The 17,705-nt window shown below is 51.2% G+C and carries 18 protein-coding genes; 16 read left to right on the plus strand and 2 right to left on the minus strand.

Going from position 1 to position 17,705, the window contains the following annotated elements:
• The first annotated feature begins 21 nt into the window (after positions 1-21).
• From V7676_RS00540 to V7676_RS00595, 12 genes are all read left to right on the plus strand, one after another.
• Entirely contained in the window at positions 22-927 is a 906-nt protein-coding gene (locus V7676_RS00540; RefSeq protein WP_335657708.1) for a heme o synthase, read from the plus strand.
• A complete protein-coding gene (locus V7676_RS00545; RefSeq protein WP_335657709.1) occupies positions 924-1,088 on the plus strand; it encodes a hypothetical protein in 165 nt (54 codons plus the stop codon). The genes V7676_RS00540 and V7676_RS00545 overlap by 4 nt, the downstream gene beginning before the upstream one ends.
• Positions 1,085-1,675, plus strand: coding sequence for a cytochrome c oxidase assembly protein (locus tag V7676_RS00550; protein WP_335657710.1), 591 nt, complete (start codon positions 1,085-1,087; stop codon positions 1,673-1,675). The genes V7676_RS00545 and V7676_RS00550 overlap by 4 nt, the downstream gene beginning before the upstream one ends.
• 34 nt (positions 1,676-1,709) lie before the next feature.
• Positions 1,710-2,579 carry a cytochrome c oxidase subunit 3 gene (locus tag V7676_RS00555; protein ID WP_335657711.1) on the plus strand — a complete coding sequence of 290 codons (870 nt, stop codon included), beginning with the start codon at positions 1,710-1,712 and terminating at the stop codon, positions 2,577-2,579.
• A gap of 9 nt (positions 2,580-2,588) precedes the next feature.
• The gene (locus V7676_RS00560; RefSeq protein WP_335657712.1) at positions 2,589-2,981 is read left to right on the plus strand and encodes a DUF983 domain-containing protein; all 393 of its coding nucleotides are present in this window, start codon (positions 2,589-2,591) and stop codon (positions 2,979-2,981) included.
• Positions 2,978-3,568: an SURF1 family protein gene (locus V7676_RS00565; RefSeq protein WP_335657713.1), complete on the plus strand. Its 591-nt coding sequence runs from the start codon at positions 2,978-2,980 to the stop codon at positions 3,566-3,568. The genes V7676_RS00560 and V7676_RS00565 overlap by 4 nt, the downstream gene beginning before the upstream one ends.
• 42 nt (positions 3,569-3,610) lie before the next feature.
• Complete coding sequence (thrC, locus tag V7676_RS00570; RefSeq protein ID WP_335657714.1) at positions 3,611-5,014, plus strand: threonine synthase; 1,404 nt, start codon at positions 3,611-3,613, stop codon at positions 5,012-5,014.
• Positions 5,007-5,891 (plus strand): class I SAM-dependent methyltransferase, encoded by an 885-nt coding sequence (locus V7676_RS00575; protein ID WP_335657715.1) that lies wholly within the window; start codon positions 5,007-5,009, stop codon positions 5,889-5,891. The genes thrC and V7676_RS00575 overlap by 8 nt, the downstream gene beginning before the upstream one ends.
• 77 nt (positions 5,892-5,968) lie before the next feature.
• Positions 5,969-6,340 (plus strand): dihydroneopterin aldolase, encoded by a 372-nt coding sequence (locus V7676_RS00580; RefSeq protein ID WP_335657716.1) that lies wholly within the window; start codon positions 5,969-5,971, stop codon positions 6,338-6,340.
• Positions 6,337-7,110 carry an SDR family oxidoreductase gene (locus V7676_RS00585; protein ID WP_335657717.1) on the plus strand — a complete coding sequence of 258 codons (774 nt, stop codon included), beginning with the start codon at positions 6,337-6,339 and terminating at the stop codon, positions 7,108-7,110. The genes V7676_RS00580 and V7676_RS00585 overlap by 4 nt, the downstream gene beginning before the upstream one ends.
• Positions 7,111-7,222: 112 nt before the next feature.
• Complete coding sequence (locus tag V7676_RS00590) at positions 7,223-7,795, plus strand: fasciclin domain-containing protein (protein ID WP_335657718.1); 573 nt, start codon at positions 7,223-7,225, stop codon at positions 7,793-7,795.
• 102 nt (positions 7,796-7,897) lie between these two features.
• The gene (locus V7676_RS00595) at positions 7,898-8,308 is read left to right on the plus strand and encodes an EVE domain-containing protein (protein ID WP_335657719.1); all 411 of its coding nucleotides are present in this window, start codon (positions 7,898-7,900) and stop codon (positions 8,306-8,308) included.
• A gap of 206 nt (positions 8,309-8,514) precedes the next feature.
• Here the strand turns inward: V7676_RS00595 and V7676_RS00600 are convergent, their stop codons facing one another.
• Positions 8,515-10,170 carry a thiamine pyrophosphate-binding protein gene (locus tag V7676_RS00600; RefSeq protein WP_335657720.1) on the minus strand — a complete coding sequence of 552 codons (1,656 nt, stop codon included), beginning with the start codon at positions 10,168-10,170 and terminating at the stop codon, positions 8,515-8,517.
• Positions 10,171-10,181: 11 nt separating this feature from the next.
• Positions 10,182-11,618: an NAD-dependent succinate-semialdehyde dehydrogenase gene (locus V7676_RS00605; protein WP_335657721.1), complete on the minus strand. Its 1,437-nt coding sequence runs from the start codon at positions 11,616-11,618 to the stop codon at positions 10,182-10,184.
• Positions 11,619-11,799: 181 nt separating this feature from the next.
• Here V7676_RS00605 and V7676_RS00610 point away from each other — a divergent pair, with 181 nt between their 5' ends.
• The 4 genes from V7676_RS00610 to V7676_RS00625 all read left to right on the plus strand — a co-directional run bounded on the left by V7676_RS00610 (position 11,800) and on the right by V7676_RS00625 (position 17,643).
• Positions 11,800-12,447, plus strand: coding sequence for an HAD-IA family hydrolase (locus tag V7676_RS00610; RefSeq protein ID WP_335657722.1), 648 nt, complete (start codon positions 11,800-11,802; stop codon positions 12,445-12,447).
• A 176-nt stretch (positions 12,448-12,623) separates the two neighbouring features.
• The gene (locus V7676_RS00615; RefSeq protein ID WP_335657723.1) at positions 12,624-12,998 is read left to right on the plus strand and encodes a hypothetical protein; all 375 of its coding nucleotides are present in this window, start codon (positions 12,624-12,626) and stop codon (positions 12,996-12,998) included.
• 299 nt (positions 12,999-13,297) lie between these two features.
• Complete coding sequence (locus V7676_RS00620) at positions 13,298-14,869, plus strand: hypothetical protein (protein ID WP_335657724.1); 1,572 nt, start codon at positions 13,298-13,300, stop codon at positions 14,867-14,869.
• A gap of 77 nt (positions 14,870-14,946) precedes the next feature.
• Positions 14,947-17,643 (plus strand): TonB-dependent receptor domain-containing protein, encoded by a 2,697-nt coding sequence (locus tag V7676_RS00625; protein WP_335657725.1) that lies wholly within the window; start codon positions 14,947-14,949, stop codon positions 17,641-17,643.
• Positions 17,644-17,705: the final 62 nt, after the last annotated feature.

Genomic DNA, 17,705 nt, shown 5'->3' on the forward strand with positions numbered 1-17,705 from the left:
ATTGAGATATTTGAAACAGATATGACTATCGCTTCGACACCATCGTATAATTTGGCTAGTGCACAGGACCTGTTTGCGCTCACTAAGCCGCGCGTTATGTCGCTCGTGATTTTTACGGCGATTTGCGGCCTTCTCGCGGCACCCGGTTCCATTCATCCGGTTATAGGTTTTACTGCTATTCTGGCAATAAGCTTAGGTGCTGGTGCCTCTGCGGCACTGAACCAATGGTATGAATATGATATTGATGCGATGATGAAGCGGACTGCTAACCGTCCTCTACCGGCTGGACGAATGGACCGTGAAACCGCTCTACATTTTGGTGTTGGTCTTTCCGCTTTTTCGGTGTTGCTGATGGGCCTTGCGGTAAATTGGCTCAGCGCGGCCGTATTGGCGTTTTCGATCTTCTTTTATGCAGTTGTGTACACCATCTGGTTGAAGCGCAGCACGCCACAAAATATTGTTATCGGCGGCGCTGCTGGTGCATTTCCTCCGGTGATCGGATGGGCTGCGGTAACGGGCGATATTACAATAATGCCGCTTTTGCTATTCGCTATCATATTCTTCTGGACGCCGCCGCATTTTTGGGCACTCGCGCTGTTCGTAAACAGCGATTATTCCAAAGCCGGTATACCTATGATGCCGGTTGTCGCGGGACGAAAATCGACCCGCAAACAGATCGCAGTTTATAGTCTTATTCTTGCAGTATGCGCGATCGCGCCCTTTGCACTGAATATGACAGGCGTTATTTATGGCGCAACCGCAATCTTGTTAAGCATTGCCTTTGTTGTATTGTCTTTCCGCGTGGGACTTAGCAAGACAGAAGACCCCCTGGCGATGAAGGCAGAAAAACATTTGTTTAGTTTTTCTATCCTCTATCTGTTTACTCTTTTTGGGGCGCTTGTAGCAGACCGGATGATCATAGCATGAGTGAAATCGATACAACCAAAGCGCCTATGTCTTCCGAAGAACAAAAGGCTTATCAGGCCCGCCAAAAGCATCGCGCCATTATTATGGCCGGATTGCTCTTTTTTCTTGTTGTGCTCTTTTACCTCATCACCTTTGTTAAAATCGGCGCGGCGGCATCATGAAGCATACGCAAAACCGCGATCTGTCAGCTAAAAACACCCGCAGCGCTTTAATGGTTGGCGCAATAGCATTGGGGATGTTGGGCATGGGCTATGCCGCGGTGCCGCTATATCAAATTTTTTGCAGTGTAACCGGCTATGGAGGAACGACACAGCGCGTAGGCGAGGCTCAAGCTGCTACGATCAAGACAACGGACCGTGTCATGTCGGTGCGCTTTGATTCCAATGTTAATTCGGCGCTGCCATGGACCTTCAAGCCTGAGCAGGTTGTTGACCGCGTCAGCGTGGGTGCCCGTGACATGGCGATTTTTCTGGCGACGAATCTGTCCGATCAGCCTGTCTATGGAACGGCAACGTTTAACGTCACGCCACTTCAGGCGGGTAAATATTTTAATAAGGTGCAATGCTTTTGTTTCACCGAGCAATTGTTGCAACCCGGGCAGACGATGAGAATGCCGGTGCTTTATTATGTCGATCCGGCAATCCTCGACGATCCGGATACAAAGGATATCGAAGAAATAACATTGAGCTATACATTTTATCGCTCAAAAGACGGCATTGCAGTAGACCTCGCGAAAAGCGGTAGCTAAGAACATTAACGAAAGAAGTTTGGGGAATTACACCATGGCTGGAGCCAAAAATCACGACTATCATATTTTGCCGCCAGACATTTGGCCAATTTTTGGCTCCTTTTCTGCGCTCACCATGGCTTTTGGCGGAGTTATGTGGCTGCACCCCGAAGTCTTCGGGGCTTTCGGACCGATGGTGTTTTCCATCGGCGTTGCAGCAGTTGCCCTGACTTTCTTTTCATGGTGGTCAAATGTGATCAAGGAAGCGCATGCTGGCGATCATACACCGGTCGTACAATTGCATCTTCGCTATGGCATGATCTTGTTTATCGCCTCTGAAGTGATGTTCTTTGTGGGGTGGTTCTGGGCTTGGTTCGATTATTCACTATTTCCCCAGCCGCTTGACTTTGTTGAAGGCGTCACGACCAATATGATTGGCAAAGAAGGCGCAGATGCGCTTATTCAGTGGCCGCCAAAGGGTATCGAGGTTCTGAATGCATTCGAACTTCCGCTCTTGAATACCCTTATTCTGCTATGCTCCGGTACAACAGTTACTTGGGCTCATCACTCGCTGATCCATGATAATCGCAAAGGCCTGATCACAGGACTGTGGTTGACCATTATTCTGGGCCTATTGTTCAGTGCGATACAGGCTTATGAATATAGCGTTGCACCGTTTCCGTTCGCAGGCCTCAACTATACAAGCGCCTTCTATATGGCGACCGGCTTCCATGGTTTCCATGTTATCGTCGGCACCATCTTTTTGATCGTTTGCTTGGTTCGCGCATATAAAGGGCATTTTACACCCAAGCAGCATTTCGGTTTTGAAGCTGCGGCCTGGTATTGGCATTTTGTCGATGTCGTCTGGTTGTTTCTTTTCCTCGCTGTTTATGTATGGGGCGGATGGGGCGCGCCGGTTCACTAGGACAATGTGTTGAACGATACCGAACAAACCAAAGGGCAGCCGGATGTTCTTCCAGCTGCCCTTTTTGGCCTCTGCCCTAATTGTGGGCAAAAAACCCTTTTTAGCAGTATGACTGCCTTTGCCCAAAAATGTCGGGCGTGCGGATTGGATTATAGCGAATATAATGTTGGCGATGGTCCGGCGGCCTTTTTAACATTGATTGTTGGCGGATTAGTGCTGGCTTTGGCTTTGATTGTGGAACTTAATTATCATCCCCCTATTTTGGTTCATGTAATTCTATGGATTCCGTTGACCATTGCAGCGGTGATCGGTTCCCTAAGAATGTCCAAAGCCATGTTGCTAATCCTGGAGCATCGCAATCAAGCCCGTGAGGGTAGTGTCGATACTGGTCGTGAGGAATGAAGGGTTTTCCGGTCTTTGTGACTGGCCTTGTTCTGGCCGCAGTCGCCACAATGATCGGCCTCGGTATCTGGCAGTTACAGCGCGCTGAATGGAAAAACGAGCTGCTTGCGACTTATGAAGCCGCAAGCGAACAGCCTGCTATTAGCTATCCATCGGTTCCTATCGAAGATAATCCACCTTATTTCCGGCAATCATCGATCAATTGCCTTGAAGTTCTGGACTGGCGTGCTGCCAGCGGTAGGAATGCAAATGGTGCCTCGGGATGGGCTCATATTGCGCATTGCAAAACCTCCGGAGGCGAAGGGCCCGGCGCACAAGTTGTGGCTGGATGGTCTAATTCATCAGAAAATCCAGAATGGAATGGCGGTATCGTTAACGGTGTGATCGCGCCCGATAGCCAATATATCGTACGCCTAGTTGCGGGTCAGCCCGTCGCAGGATTGGAAAAGAGCCAAGCACCATCTATTGAAGATATCCCGAACAACCATATGGCCTACGCGGTGCAATGGTTTTTGTTCGCTGGGATCGCCTTAATCATCTATTTTCTCGCATTGAGGGGGCGTAAGCGCACCACCATCGAAGCTTAAAACTTGCCCTCGGACAATGAGGCCGCTAATCCGCTGGCCATCATGAAATATATCTCGACACGCGGTGGCGCAGAACCTCTAAATTTTGAACAAGTAACTCTGGCTGGCTTGGCTGGCGATGGTGGTCTTTATGTTCCAACCCATTGGCCAAAGCTAACACAAGACGAAATTGCGGATATGGCCGGTCTTCCCTATTCGGAAGTCGCGGTGCGCGTCATGCAGCCGTTTATTGGTGATGTCCTGACCACAGAGGAAATTCGGAGTCTGTGTGAAAAGGCATATGGCCGTTTTGCGCACAGCGCGGTTACGCCGTTGGTTCAACTGGATGGACAGCATTGGCTGCTCGAACTGTTCCATGGTCCGACCTTGGCATTTAAGGATGTTGCGCTGCAATTGCTGGGCCTATTGTTTGAAACTTTTCTGGCACGTCAGGATAAGCATCTGACCGTTGTGGGCGCTACGTCCGGTGATACCGGATCGGCGGCTATTGACGCCCTAGCAGGGCGCGATAAGGTCGATATTTTTATGCTTCATCCCGATGGGCGTATATCGGATGTCCAACGTCGGCAAATGACTACGGTGTTGGCGCCAAATGTTCACAATATCGCAATTGATGGCAGCTTCGATGATGCCCAGGCCATGGTCAAACGGATGTTTGCCGATACAGAAGTGACCGACCAATTTGCCATTTCGGCGGTTAATTCAATTAACTGGGCGCGGCTGATGGCCCAGATTGTCTATTATTTCTATGCTGCGTCTCAACTGGGATCACCGCATCGTAAAATTGCATTCTCGGTTCCGACGGGCAATTTCGGCGATGTCTTCGCCGGTTACGTGGCCGCTCAAATGGGCTTGCCGATCGAGCGGCTGATTGTTGCGACCAATGTGAACGACATCCTCCATAGAGCATTGAGTGAAGGCGACTATTCCACCGGAACGGTAACGCCGACAGCAGCACCGTCCATGGATATCCAGATCAGCAGTAATTTCGAAAGACTGCTTTTCGATTTGGAAGGTCGTGACGGCGCAAAGACTGCCGCACGGATGAAAGCGTTTGAAGAGACGCGAAGCATGCAGATAGATAGTGATATGCTAGACAAGGCAGCCACGATTTTCAGTAGTGAACGTGTCGATGCCGATGGAATGACCTTGGCAATGAGCCAAGCGCAGGAGCAGTCGGGACAGGTTATTGATCCGCATACCGCCATCGGACTGGCAGCGGCGCGTAACGCCGATATTGATCCATCCGTTCCGATTGTGACACTGGCTACGGCCCATCCCGCCAAGTTCAGGGAGGCCGTAGAACGAGCAACGGGTTCACGTCCGATTTTGCCGCGCCGTATTGGCGATTTGTTTGATCGTGAAGAGGCGTGCGATAAATTACCGGGCGACTATGATGCCGTGAAGGCCTTTATTACCTCTAAAGCAACGCCTGCCAATGGCTGAGGCTGTGTTGCAACCCGGTGTGATGATTAGCGATCCGCGCAGTGACTATGCGCTGATCGACAGCGGTAATGGCCGCAAGCTGGAACGCTATGGCGATTATCAGTTTATTCGGCCTGAACCGCAGGCAATGTGGTCGCCGCAAAATGATGAATGGCAGGCAGATGGCGAATTTATCCCTGCTTCGGACGATGACGGCGGTGGTCGGTGGCATTTCAACCGGCCTGTGCCGCAAGAAGGCTGGACTTTGAGTTGGGAAGAGGTGACTTTTACCGCCCAATGTACACCCTTTCGCCATCTGGCCTATTTCCCCGATATGGATCCGGTGTGGCGGTGGATTCGTGCTAATTTGCAGGACGTAGAGGCGGCTCAGGCGCTCAATCTCTTTGGCTACACCGGGGTGGGGACATTGGCTCTATCGGCAGCGGGCGCCAATCTCGTACATGTAGATGCCTCTAAAAAATCTGTATCAGCCGCGCGGGATAATGCCGCTTTGTCTGGCATGGCAGAACGCCCGGTACGCTGGATTATAGACGATGCGGCCAAATTCGCGGCCAGAGAGGTTCGGCGGGAGCGGCGCTATGACGCGATCCTTCTTGATCCCCCTAAATATGGTCGCGGGCCCGATGGAGAGATTTGGCGTCTCGAAGAAGATTTGGCACCGTTGATCGAAAATTGTGGGAAACTGCTCGATGAGAATAGCCGCTGTTTGTTTTTGACCGTCTATGCGGTGCGGATGTCGGCGCTTGCCTTGGGTTCGTTGTTGCAGGAAAAGCTGGCGCATCTTGGCGGCACAATAGAGGTTGGCGAATTGGCCGTGCGGGAAGAAGCCCGCGGTCTGCTCTTGCCAACGGCCATATACGCACGCTGGTCTAAATAGGGGCTCCAAACGAGTGGGGCCCCAAGAGCCGGGTAGTATGGGTTACCATCGGCACATCAAGGTAGTGAAGATATATTATGACAGATACGCTCACATTAGAAGTCAATGATCTGGAAGTGGATGTCCTGACCGGCATTTATTCTGAAGAGACTCATTTACCGCAACCCTTGCGTATCTCTATCGCGGCGGACCTAAAAATTCAGGAGCGTTATGAGGCGGACACGCCGCTGGAAAGCTCCAAAAATTATATGGACCTCAAAGATGCAGCGACCACCGCCTTGCCGGAGGGCGTGCATTTCAAGCTCATCGAAGCGGTTGCTGATCATATTATCGAGACCTTATTCCTTCAGGACAAAAATGTGATGCGGGTGAAGGTGAAAATTATAAAACTGCTTATCTCTGAAAAGGGAGAGGCGATCGGCATTACCATGTCACGGGATCGCAAGTGAGTGACGGGCAAATGAAACTGGCATTGGTCACAGGCGGGGTCAGGCGGATCGGTGCGCATATAGCTGGCCGATTGGCGGATGCGGGCTACGCTTTGGCACTTCATGGCCATAGCGATGCTGATCCAGAGGATGAGCTGGCTGAAAAAATAAAAAGCAACGGAACGACTTGGTCGGGGTTTGTTGCGGATTTCGGGTGTGATGGCGCGGCCGCCGAATTGCTCGCCGCCGTGCGTCAGAAATTTGGACGGATGCCTGATTTGCTGGTGAATAATGCATCTGTCTTTGAATATGATGATGCGCACAGCCTTGGTGCTGAAACGCTCGAAAAACACATGAAAATCAACATGATGGTTCCGACTTTGTTGACTGCCATATTAGCTCGTGAAGTTCCGGAGGGCGCACGGGCGGCAGTCATTAACATTGTCGATCAGCGTGTTCGTAACCCGAATGGTGATCAGCTAAGCTATACATTATCCAAGCAGGCATTGGCGGAATCCGTAAGGGCTTTGGCGGTCGCTTGCGCCAGTAATTTAAGAATAAACGGTGTCGCACCCGGGTTGACGTTGGCGACCCATGACTATAGCAACGACCAGATGGACCGCTTAGCGACCAATATGCCCCTCAACCAGCTATCATCACCCGATGAAATTGCTGATGCTGTGCTTTATCTGGCTCAGGCCAAAAGCGTAACCGGACAGATATTATTTGTCGACGGCGGCGCGCATATGAAAAGCTTTGACCGTGATTTCATGTTCATGGAGCGTCATTAAGTCCTAAATTAGCACTATATTCATTGATTACTACCTTACATGGCGGGGAAGCCCCCACCTTGCCGTGAGGGCTTTTTGCCAAATCAGGGGGCTTATTGTTGAAAGGACCATTGTGCGTAACATTTCCAAATTCCTCCTGACCAGTGTAGCCACCCTCTCCCTAGCCGCTTGTTCCGGCCAAAATTCCGACACTGCCGCAAATGAAGGCGATAGTGAAACTGTCGCAGAAGTTCAGGAACCCACAAATATCATTGGCGTTGCTCAACATAATGCCGATTTTTCGACTTTAGTAGTTGCTGTCACAGCGGCTGACCTTGGCGCGACGCTTTCTGAGGAAGGACCATATACGGTTTTTGCTCCAACCAATGCTGCGTTCAACAAAGTTGATCCTGCCAAATTGAGCGAACTTTTGACCGCCGATCACAAGGCCGATCTGACCGCTTTGCTGAACTATCATGTTATCGCTGGCAAGATGACAGCGGCTGATGTGACCAAAGCGATCAGCGAAGGCGGGGGCACCGCAACATTGACGACGCTTCAAGGCGCGAAGCTCAAAGCCACTATGGAAGGCACGCACGTCATATTGGAAGATGCCACTGGCGGAAAATCAACCGTTACAGTTGCCGATGTCAATGCCACCAATGGCGTGATCCACGGCATCGATACGGTTGTCATGCCCGGTTAAAACCACAGCCTAATTTTCTGAAAAGGCCTCGCCGGTTGGCGGGGCCTTTTTTGTTGGCGAAAGACCGTCTATCGTGTTTCGTTCTGATGATGAAGGAGCAACATGGTGGCGCAATATTGGTTGATGAAGTCTGAGCCCGATGCCTATGGCTGGGATAATCTGATCGCAGAAAAGGAAGGCACCTGGGACGGAGTCAAAAATGCGCAGGCCAGTAATAATATGAAAAAGATGCAGGTCGGCGACCAGGCGTTTTTCTATCATTCGCGGCAAGGGTTGGAAATTGTCGGAATTATGGAAGTGAGCGCGGAGCAATTTCCTGACCCATTTGATAATACTGGCCGTTGGGTCGCAGTGAAGGTCAAACCGGTTCGCAGATTGGAAAGACCCGTATCCCTAAAAGCCATGAAGCAAAATCCCAAGTTGGCTGATCTGGCGATATTGCGCCAGTCGCGATTATCGGTCGCACCGGTGACCCAGGCGGAATGGGATGCGATTTTAGATATGGCGGTTTAAACCGACGGTTGGTTTTGTGTTTCACAATTTCAAAATTCACACATTTCACACCCAAAAACTTTGGTTTTCTAACAAATTTGAAAAAATAGTTTTGTTTGAAAAGCGCAAATTCATCCATTCTAAAACACTAAAAGGACACGTTTATATTTAAGCTGAGAAAGACCGAGCATGATAATATCATAACGGCAGGCTCGTAGGAAAGTGGCTTAACTTTTGTTTTCTCGAAACCCGCTAACCGTTGCGCCAGCGGCAGTTAGAAATTCGACATCAGTTTTGAGATGCAGCAGGCGCAAACCTTTATGCTGCATGGCTTCTTTCAGTGCAGGTGCAAATTGGCCGGTATTTTCCACTGTTGCGCTCCATCCCCCATAGGCTTTCGCGAGCATGGCAAAATCAGGATTTTTTAAGGAGGTGGCGGATAACCGCGCCGGATATTCGCGTTCTTGATGAAGGCGGATCGTCCCAAAGCTGCCATTGTCGATGACAAGGACAAGTAGGTCTGCTTCATATTGGACTGCGGTCGCCAGCTCCTGTCCGTTCATCATGAAGTCGCCATCACCGGCTAGCGCGACCACTGTCCGGTTTTGGAAGCGCAAGGCCGCCGCGACCGAGGCAGGCACACCGTATCCCATAGCGCCGGAAGTTGGCGCAAGCTGGCTCGGGAAATCGCCATAGGTCCAATAGCGATGCCACCAGCCAGAGAAATTGCCCGCCCCGTTACAGATAATCGCGTCGGCAGGTAGTAACTCCTGCATCACCGCCACACAGGGACCAAGGTCAAGCTTGGCCGCGGTCGGCCTAACCGTTGTCCACGCCTGATATTCCGCATGGGCTGCTTGACCGGCATCAAATTCCAGCAAATCATCGTCCCACAGAGCGGCCTGTTCGGCAAACTCGTGCATTTCTGCACAGATGGGCAGGTCAGTGCGATAGACATGGTTTAGCTCGTCGGGATCAGGATGGACGTGGACCAATATCTGGTTAGGGTGATCTGGCGTTATCAGCGTATAGCCATCGGTTGTGGCTTCCCCCAGCCGGGCACCGACAGCTATTATGAGATCAGCGGCCTTGACCCGCTCAATCAGCTTGGGATTGGGGCCATAGCCAAGATTTCCGGCATAGACCGGACTGCCATTAGGGAAATGATCCTGTCGGCGGAAAGCACAGGCCACGGGCAAGCCGATACGCTCTGCATATTGGGCGAAATTTTCGCGGGCACTGGCACCCCATCCCGCGCCGCCGATTATGGCCATCGGGTCGGTCGCGTCGCGCAGCAGGTCGGTGAGGGTGGTCATGGCATTGGCGCAGGCGGGTTGTACCGGCGCGATCACTTTCGGGCGATCCAACGCCTCGACTTCGTCGCGCAGCACATCTTCTGGTAATGCCAGCACGACCGGACCAGGGCGACCGCTGCTGGCGGTGTCAAAGGCGCGTGCAATATATTCGGGGATGCGGGCGGCATTGTCGATCCGCGCTGCCCATTTAGCGAGCGGCGTGAACATGGCGGTGAAATCGACTTCCTGAAAACCTTCGCGGTCGCGGTCACCGCGAGCAACATCGCCGATGAACAGGATCATCGGGCTGCTGTCCTGCATCGCGGTATGAACGCCGATGCTGGCGTTGGTTGCACCGGGGCCGCGCGTGACAAAGGCGATGCCGGGTGCGCCGGTCATCTTGCCATCAGCCTCCGCCATGAATGCGGCGCTGCCATCTTGTCGTGTGGCGACGGTTTGAATGGACCCGCAATCGTGCAGCGCGTCGAGAACGGAAAGAAAGCTTTCGCCCGGAACGGTGAAAATCCGGTCTGTTCCCTGAAGGACTAGTTGATCAACGAGAATTCGCGCGCCGGTTCTTTTCGTCATATTGCGTGTCCTCAACTCTGATGAATAGCTTTCGTTACCATATAGGCTTTCAAGCCGTCGGGGCCATCTTCCGACCCATGGCCTGATTGCTTGACCCCGCCAAAGGGAGCATCGCCGGGGCTGACGGTCAAATTGTTAATGGCGACCATGCCTGCTTCAATCTTGTCCCCAACAATATTGGCCGTGCGCAGGCTATCGGTAAAGGCATAGGCGGCAAGACCGAGGGGCAGGCGATTGGCTTGTTCGATGGCTTCATCCAGCGTATCAAATGGCCGCATTACAGCGACAGGGCCAAAGGGTTCGTTGTTCATAATATCCGCGTCGAGCGAGACATTGGTGAGCACAGTAGGCCGATAGAAATAGCCGTCACGGTCCATAGCTTCACCACCAAGGCGCACGTCCGCACCCTTGGCCTTGGCATCGCTGATCAGCCTTTCCATGGCTTCGGGACGGCGCGGATTGGCAAGCGGGCCCATGCCGATATTATCGATAAAGCCATCGCTCACCGTTATTCTTTCGGCGCGCTTGGTGAATTCCGTCGCGAATTTCTCATAGATACCGGACTGCACATAGAAGCGGGTAGGGGAGACACAGACTTGTCCGGCATTGCGATATTTTTGAGCGACCAACAGGTCGAGCGCCTTGTCCAAATCGCAATCTTCAAACACCAATACCGGCGCGTGACCACCCAGTTCCAAGGTGGTGCGTTTCAGACCTTCTGCGGCGAGTTTCATCAGATGCCTGCCAACAGGGACTGATCCGGTGAAGCTGATTTTGCGGATAACATCCGATGCGATTAAATGGCTGGATACTTGGGCGGGATCGCCAAAGACAATCTGTGCCACGCCGGACGGCAGGCCGGCATCAATTAAGCAGCGGACCATCTCGATCGGGCTGGCGGGTGTTTCTTCCGCTGGCTTCAGGATGATCGAGCAACCGGCTGCAAGAGCGGCTGCCAGCTTTCTAGCTGGTGTAAATACGGGAAAATTCCAAGGGCTAAATGCCGCAACCGGACCGACGGGCTGATATTTGACGAAGCTCTGTTGGCCGGTAGGGCGCACAAGGACGCGGCCATAGCAACGCTTTGCTTCTTCCGCCATCGTATCGAATAAATTAGCGGAACCGCTGACTTCGCCAATGGCTTGGGCAAGGGGTTTGCCTTGCTCGGCCGTCATCAAACGGCCGATTTCCGGCGCACGTTCGCGCATCAAGGCGGCTGCTTTGCGCAGGATGGTTGCGCGTTCGCCCACCGGCGTGTCGCGCCAGATCGGGAAGGATCTATCTGCTGCATTTAGCGCGCGGTCGAGATCGGCTATGCTTGCTTTAGGAAGATCGGAAATTGTCTTGCCGGTGGAGGGGTTGATGACATGACGAACATCGCGGTCTTCCACATCAAGCCATTCGCCATCAATATGAAGTTGTAGTGATTGAGGGTAGATGTTTGACATAGTTGCTCCTGTAACCGGTTTTATCAGCACTAGACTTGTCGCATCTTTCCCGCAATGATTGCAAAAAATAATAAGCGGAAAAAATGGAACTTGTCACCGATGGGCTGTGCCTTTCCGCATCGGGCAGACTTGTTAAAACCCGTTGGAAGCGTCCCGGCCTGAAACTGGAATATTTAAACAAATGAAATATGATACTGTAATTTTTGACTTTGGCGGTGTGATTACCAGCTCCCCTTTTGACGCGTTTAACCGGCTGGAGGCAGAAAGCGGCGTACCGATCCATAGCGTGCGTACAATCAATAGTGCCAATCCGCATGACAATGCTTGGGCCAAGTTTGAACGTTCCGAAATTGATGCGGCGGCTTTCGACATATTATTTGCTGAAGAAGCACAGGCTATCGGGATTGAACTTCAAGGGAGTGACGTGCTCGCGTGTTTGGCGGGTGATATCCGGCCCGCTATGGTCGCAATGCTCGACACACTGAAAGCCAAGGATTTCACGATAGGCTGCATTACCAACAATGTACCGTCCGGTAAAGGTTCCGGCATGGCGATGGATGACGAAAAGGCAGCGTCTGTCGCTGCGATCATGGCGCGGTTTGATCATATAATTGAAAGCAGCAAGGCTGGCATTCGTAAACCTGACCCGCGTATTTATCAGATGATGTGTGAGGCGCTAGATGTGCAGCCCGATCAATGTATTTATCTCGATGATCTGGGCATCAACTGCAAACCAGCCGCGGCGCTCGGCATGGCGGCGATTAAGGTAACGGGTGAGGCTCAGGCGTTGAAAGATTTGCACGAATTGCTGGAAATGCCGTTTGGATAAGCTTCCGTTTGGTGCATTTTTTTTCGACTATAACACATTGAAACTATGATATTTCTATCAGGAATGGCGGTTTTTCGGCCTATCTCAATGACTCTTTTATGAGATTATTATTACACTTATGTTGCAAGATTGGTCATAAAAGTGTAATAATAATAAAAATATATAGGAGAGAGAATATGAAAACGATAAAAAATATCGCGATTGCTGCAGGCCTGACGATTGCCGCTTTGCCTGCACTGGCGCAGGCGCAAGACGGCGAAATTGGTTATGCCAAGGGTAGTTTGGCTTATGATGCGTTGGTCGCTGGCGACAATGAGGCTGCCGTTCAAAAACTGGAAGGCGAGCGGCTCACAGATCCTGCGGTTATGATTAATCTGGGTCAGGCTTATGCCCGTACCGGCCGCCCCGGCGATGCTGCCAAAATGTTCATGGCCGCTATGAATAGCAATCGCAGCTTTGATCTCGTCTTGGCTGATGGTCAGGTGGTTAATTCCCGTAAAGCTGCAGAAATTGCCCTGAATAGTCTCAACGGACGGTTGGCTTCCCGCTAAACCCATATATCCGGTTTTATTAAGAGGCGGTCGTTTATGCGGCCGCCTTTTTGTTTTGTTAATATTTACCATCTGCATTGTTGCACTGCAGTATTGAAAACCGAGCGCTTCGGCGGCTCGCCAGCCTGTTGCAATATTTCTGAAATAATAATGACTCCAAAGAGTCACACCAACAGCATCGCGTCGTCATTTGCCGGGCCTAGTGCCCTTACCGAAGGCGATGGGGGCATCTGTGATTCGTTTCCACATCATCTGATCTGACGTTTTTTTAAATCAGTAATCTGCGGAGACTTTGATCCATGTTGAATAAGCAAATTCGTTCTGTACTATTCGCTGGCGTTGCAGCGCTTGCGGTTACCGCTTGCGGTGCCGATGACGTTGCATCCCCTGGTGAAGGCGTGATCGTACTGCCAGCACCGACACCCACTCCAACACCTACTCCAACACCAACGCCTACACCTACGGGTGGCCCAGCTGCTGATTGCCCAACAGGCACGGCTAATGTTGGAACGATTACAACGGGTACTAGTCAAGTGGTCCGCAATTGTCAGGTATCTGGCGTTATCACTGGAAATCTTGTTGTTCCAAAGCGTGATGGCACGATCTATTCGCTGTCCGGCGGTGTTCAAGTCGGCGTCGACGGCGGAACCAGCGGCATTTTGACCATTGAACCAGGTGTTGTGCTTTTCGGTTCATCAGGCGGTGACTTTCTTCTGGTCAACCGAGGATCGCAGATTTTTGCCGAAGGCACTGCTTCTGCTCCCATCATTATGACATCACGTCAGAATATTTTGGGAGATTCTACCGACAATAGCATCGGCCAATGGGGCGGCGTGGTTATACTCGGCCGTGCACCGATTTCGGATTGTTCCACAGGCGGTGCATCCAATCCGAATGGTGCGCGTACCGATTGTGAAGCCATTGTCGAAGGCCCCGCTAATGCCGTCTACGGGGGTGCTTTGCCAGCGGATTCCAGCGGGCGTCTGTCCTATGTTCAGGTCCGTTATCCCGGTTTTGAAGTTTCACCAGGTAACGAACTTAACGGCATCACCTTGGCGGGTGTGGGCAGCGGAACATTCTTCCAGAATATTCAGGTGCATAATAGTTCGGATGACGGCGTTGAATGGTTTGGTGGCCGTGTAAACGGTAAGAACCTTGCTTTTACCGGCATTGACGATGACTCGGTCGACTCTGACTCCGGTTTTCAGGGTGCAAACCAGTTCGTACTGGCCGTGCAGCGTGCCGGCGGCGGTGATAAAGTCATGGAAGCAGATTCCAATGGCGACGAAGATGCAGAACCACGTCAGCGTCATAAACTGGCCAATATTACTTTCGTATCCAATGGTGGCGATGAAGTTATCCATCTTCGTGGTGGCGGTGATTATGAAATTTATAACGCGGTTCTCACCGGCCCGGATCAATGCATCAATATTGATGTCGGTGCATTTGGTGAAGACTCGACAATTCAAGCTGCTGGCGCTGGACCTGACGAAAATGGCCCTCCCGTCTTTGAATCAACATTCTTGAGCTGTGGCACGCCGTTTAAAGCTGACTTCTTCAAGGATGCGAACGGCAATAATATTCCAGGCCAACCAAACATCACCGAAGCGCAAATTCGTACGATTTTTACTGCCGGTACGAATAACACCGAAGCTGGAACGTCAACATTGACGACAAGTGCATCGACGCTCGCATTCATCAACGGTGCGAACGAAAATGCGGTGACACCATTTGCAGCTAGCGGTGCCGATCCCTTCTTTGAAGATGTCAATTATATCGGTGCGGTCAAAGATGCCAATGACACGCGCTTCCAGGGCTGGACTTGCGGTCTTTATGCCAATGACTGCTTAGTCGCTCCCACAATTGGCTAAATGGAAAAATGAGTATGGGATGGCGGCCGGAATGGGCTGCTATCCCATTTTTTGAATAAAAAAAAGGAAAAATTCCGATGACGAAGCGGGCATCTTTGGTCACAAGTCTATTTTTGAGCACAGCATTATTTTCTCCTGCTGCATTGGCACAGGTGGCTGCTAATGATGCGGAAACCCAAGCGGATCAGTCTGATGATGCGTCAGAAAAGGATGTTGATATTTCCGCTCCGGGCGGCGATTTCGGCGGTGATATCATTGTTCGCGGCAAATTTATCCCCAATCCGATCCGTGCGACATCGGAAGTTGTTTCTGTTCTTGGTGCAGAGGAAATTGCCCGTGCGGCAGATGGTGATATTGCAGGTTCGTTGCAGCGCGTTACCGGTTTGAGCGTTGTTGGCGGACGCTTTGTTTTCGTCCGTGGTTTGGGTGAGCGCTATTCTTTGGCCCTCCTCAACGGTTTGCCTTTGCCATCGCCCGAGCCTCTTCGTCGTGTTGTTCCTCTCGACCTGTTCCCGACCAGCGTGATCGCTTCGACAGTCGTTCAAAAAAGCTATTCGGTCAATTATCCTGGTGAATTTGGCGGTGGTGTGATCAATCTGACAACGAAATCGACGCCGGAAGAGCCATTTTTGAAATTTAGCTTCAGCTTGAGTGGCGACACGGAAACGACAGCGGATCTGGGTTACACCTATGATGGTTCAGATTCTGATATTGTGGGCTATGATGATGGTACGCGCAAAATTCCCGGCGGCTTAGCTGCGGCTATTGGTAAAAATGTTCCAATTTCTGTCGGTAACGAATTTACCAGTCAAGACTTGCAAAATTTTGCAGCGAGCCTGACCAATTCGCAAACGGCTGTTATCCAACGCAACAATGATATCCCAGCGAACTTCTCGGCCGAAGTGACGGGCGGCACGACCATTGATGTTGGCGATGCTCTTGTCGGTATCATTGCCACCGCCGGTTATGAAAATAGCTGGAGGACGCGCAGCGGCGTTCAGCAAGCAGCGCAGGGTATCACAAATATCGATGGCGTTGACGGACTTGCCGCCGATCAGAATTTTAGATTTTTGACCACCGAAAACCGGATAGTTGTCAATGGCTTGCTCGCGTTATCGGCTGAGTTTGATGAGCATAAAATACGGTTCACAAATCTCTATATCCATGACACGGTTAAAGATGCCAGTATCAAACAGGGCATCGATGCGATTAATGTTGATGCAGGTACCTTGCTGAACCAGAGCCGCACCAGCTGGTTTGAACGACAGCTATTTACGACCCAATTTGTTGGCGAATTTAAATTTGATCAAATTTCTGTCGATCTGCGCGGGAGCTACGCCAATTCCAAGCGTGACGCGCCGTATGAGCGCACATCAAGCTATGCGTATGACGATCAATTTGCGAATGATTTTGTTAACGACCTAACATCACCGGGAGAGTCCGCCCGTATAAGATTTAGCGAATTAAACGACGATGTTTATGGGGCCGGACTGGACCTCGGTTATGAAACTAACATCGGTGTGCCGGTTAATTTAACAGCGGGTTACAGCTATTATCTGAATGATCGTAGCGCCCAGCGCCGCGATTTCCGCTTTGTACCAACCAACGGCATCGCAAGTCCCTATGACCAGCAGCGGATTGATTATCTGTTGTCCGACTTTAATATTTTTACGCAAGGCATAGAATTACGGGAAGTGGCGGCGCAGAGCTCGGTCCCTGCTTATACGGCGGAACTCGAAATTCATGGTGGTTATGGACAAATTGACGCGGAATTGGCTGATGGCCTTCGCCTCAATGTCGGTGTCCGCTACGAAACGGCCAAGCAGGAAGTTGTGCCCATCACTTTAGCTGGCGGCCAAGTTACCGTTCCAACCGGACTTGATAATGACTATTGGTTGCCTGCCGGTACGGTGACATGGAATTTTGCTGACGATATGCAATTCCGTTTGGCAGCGTCCAAAACTGTTGCCCGCCCGCAATTTCGTGAATTGGCACCGCAACAATTTCTTGATCTCGATACAGACAGAACCTTCATTGGTAACCCGCTGCTGGAAGATAGTGAGCTAGTTAATCTGGAAGGCCGTTTTGAATATTATATTGGCCGTGGTGAACGGATCACGCTGGCCGGTTTCTATAAGGATATCGATAATCCCATCGAAAATGTTGCCTTTGTTCAGGGCGGCGGTACTTTGTTTACCGGCTTTTCTAATGCGCCCAATGCGACGCTTTATGGAGCAGAAGTCGAACTGGTTAAATATTTCCCGCTGAATAATGTATTTGGGGGCAGTTTCTTTGAAGATCGTCGTCTGCTTCTGGCGGCGAACTACACCTATACTAAATCCGAGATTAATGTGGCTGACGGAGATGTTGCGGTCAACCCGGTGACACTCCTACCCACAGCGGCGGCGAACCTATTTGATGATGGCGATCGTTTGACTGGTCAATCATCCCATGTTGCCAACCTGCAATTGGGATTGGAATCAGAAGAAGGTCTGTCACAGCAGACATTCTTAGTTACCTATAACAGCCCCCGGGTTACGGCACGCGGGCCTCAAGGTCAGCCAGATCTTATCGAGCGCACCGGTTGGCGACTGGATTTTGTTATGCGCGAGCAACTGGAAATTTCCGGACAGGAATTTGAAGTGAAGTTTGAAGCCCGTAACCTTTTGGGTACGGACTATAGCGAGACCCAGACGCTCAATGATACGAAGATCATCAACAACGGCTATGACATTGGTACGCGTCTGTCGATGAGTATCGGCATCAACTTCTAAGTTCTAGTCGCGAATATATGAGAAATGACGGAGACCGCTTGACGGTTCCTGTCATTTTTTTG

It is taken from the genome of Parasphingorhabdus sp., assembly GCF_036963805.1.
Classification (GTDB): domain Bacteria; phylum Pseudomonadota; class Alphaproteobacteria; order Sphingomonadales; family Sphingomonadaceae; genus Parasphingorhabdus.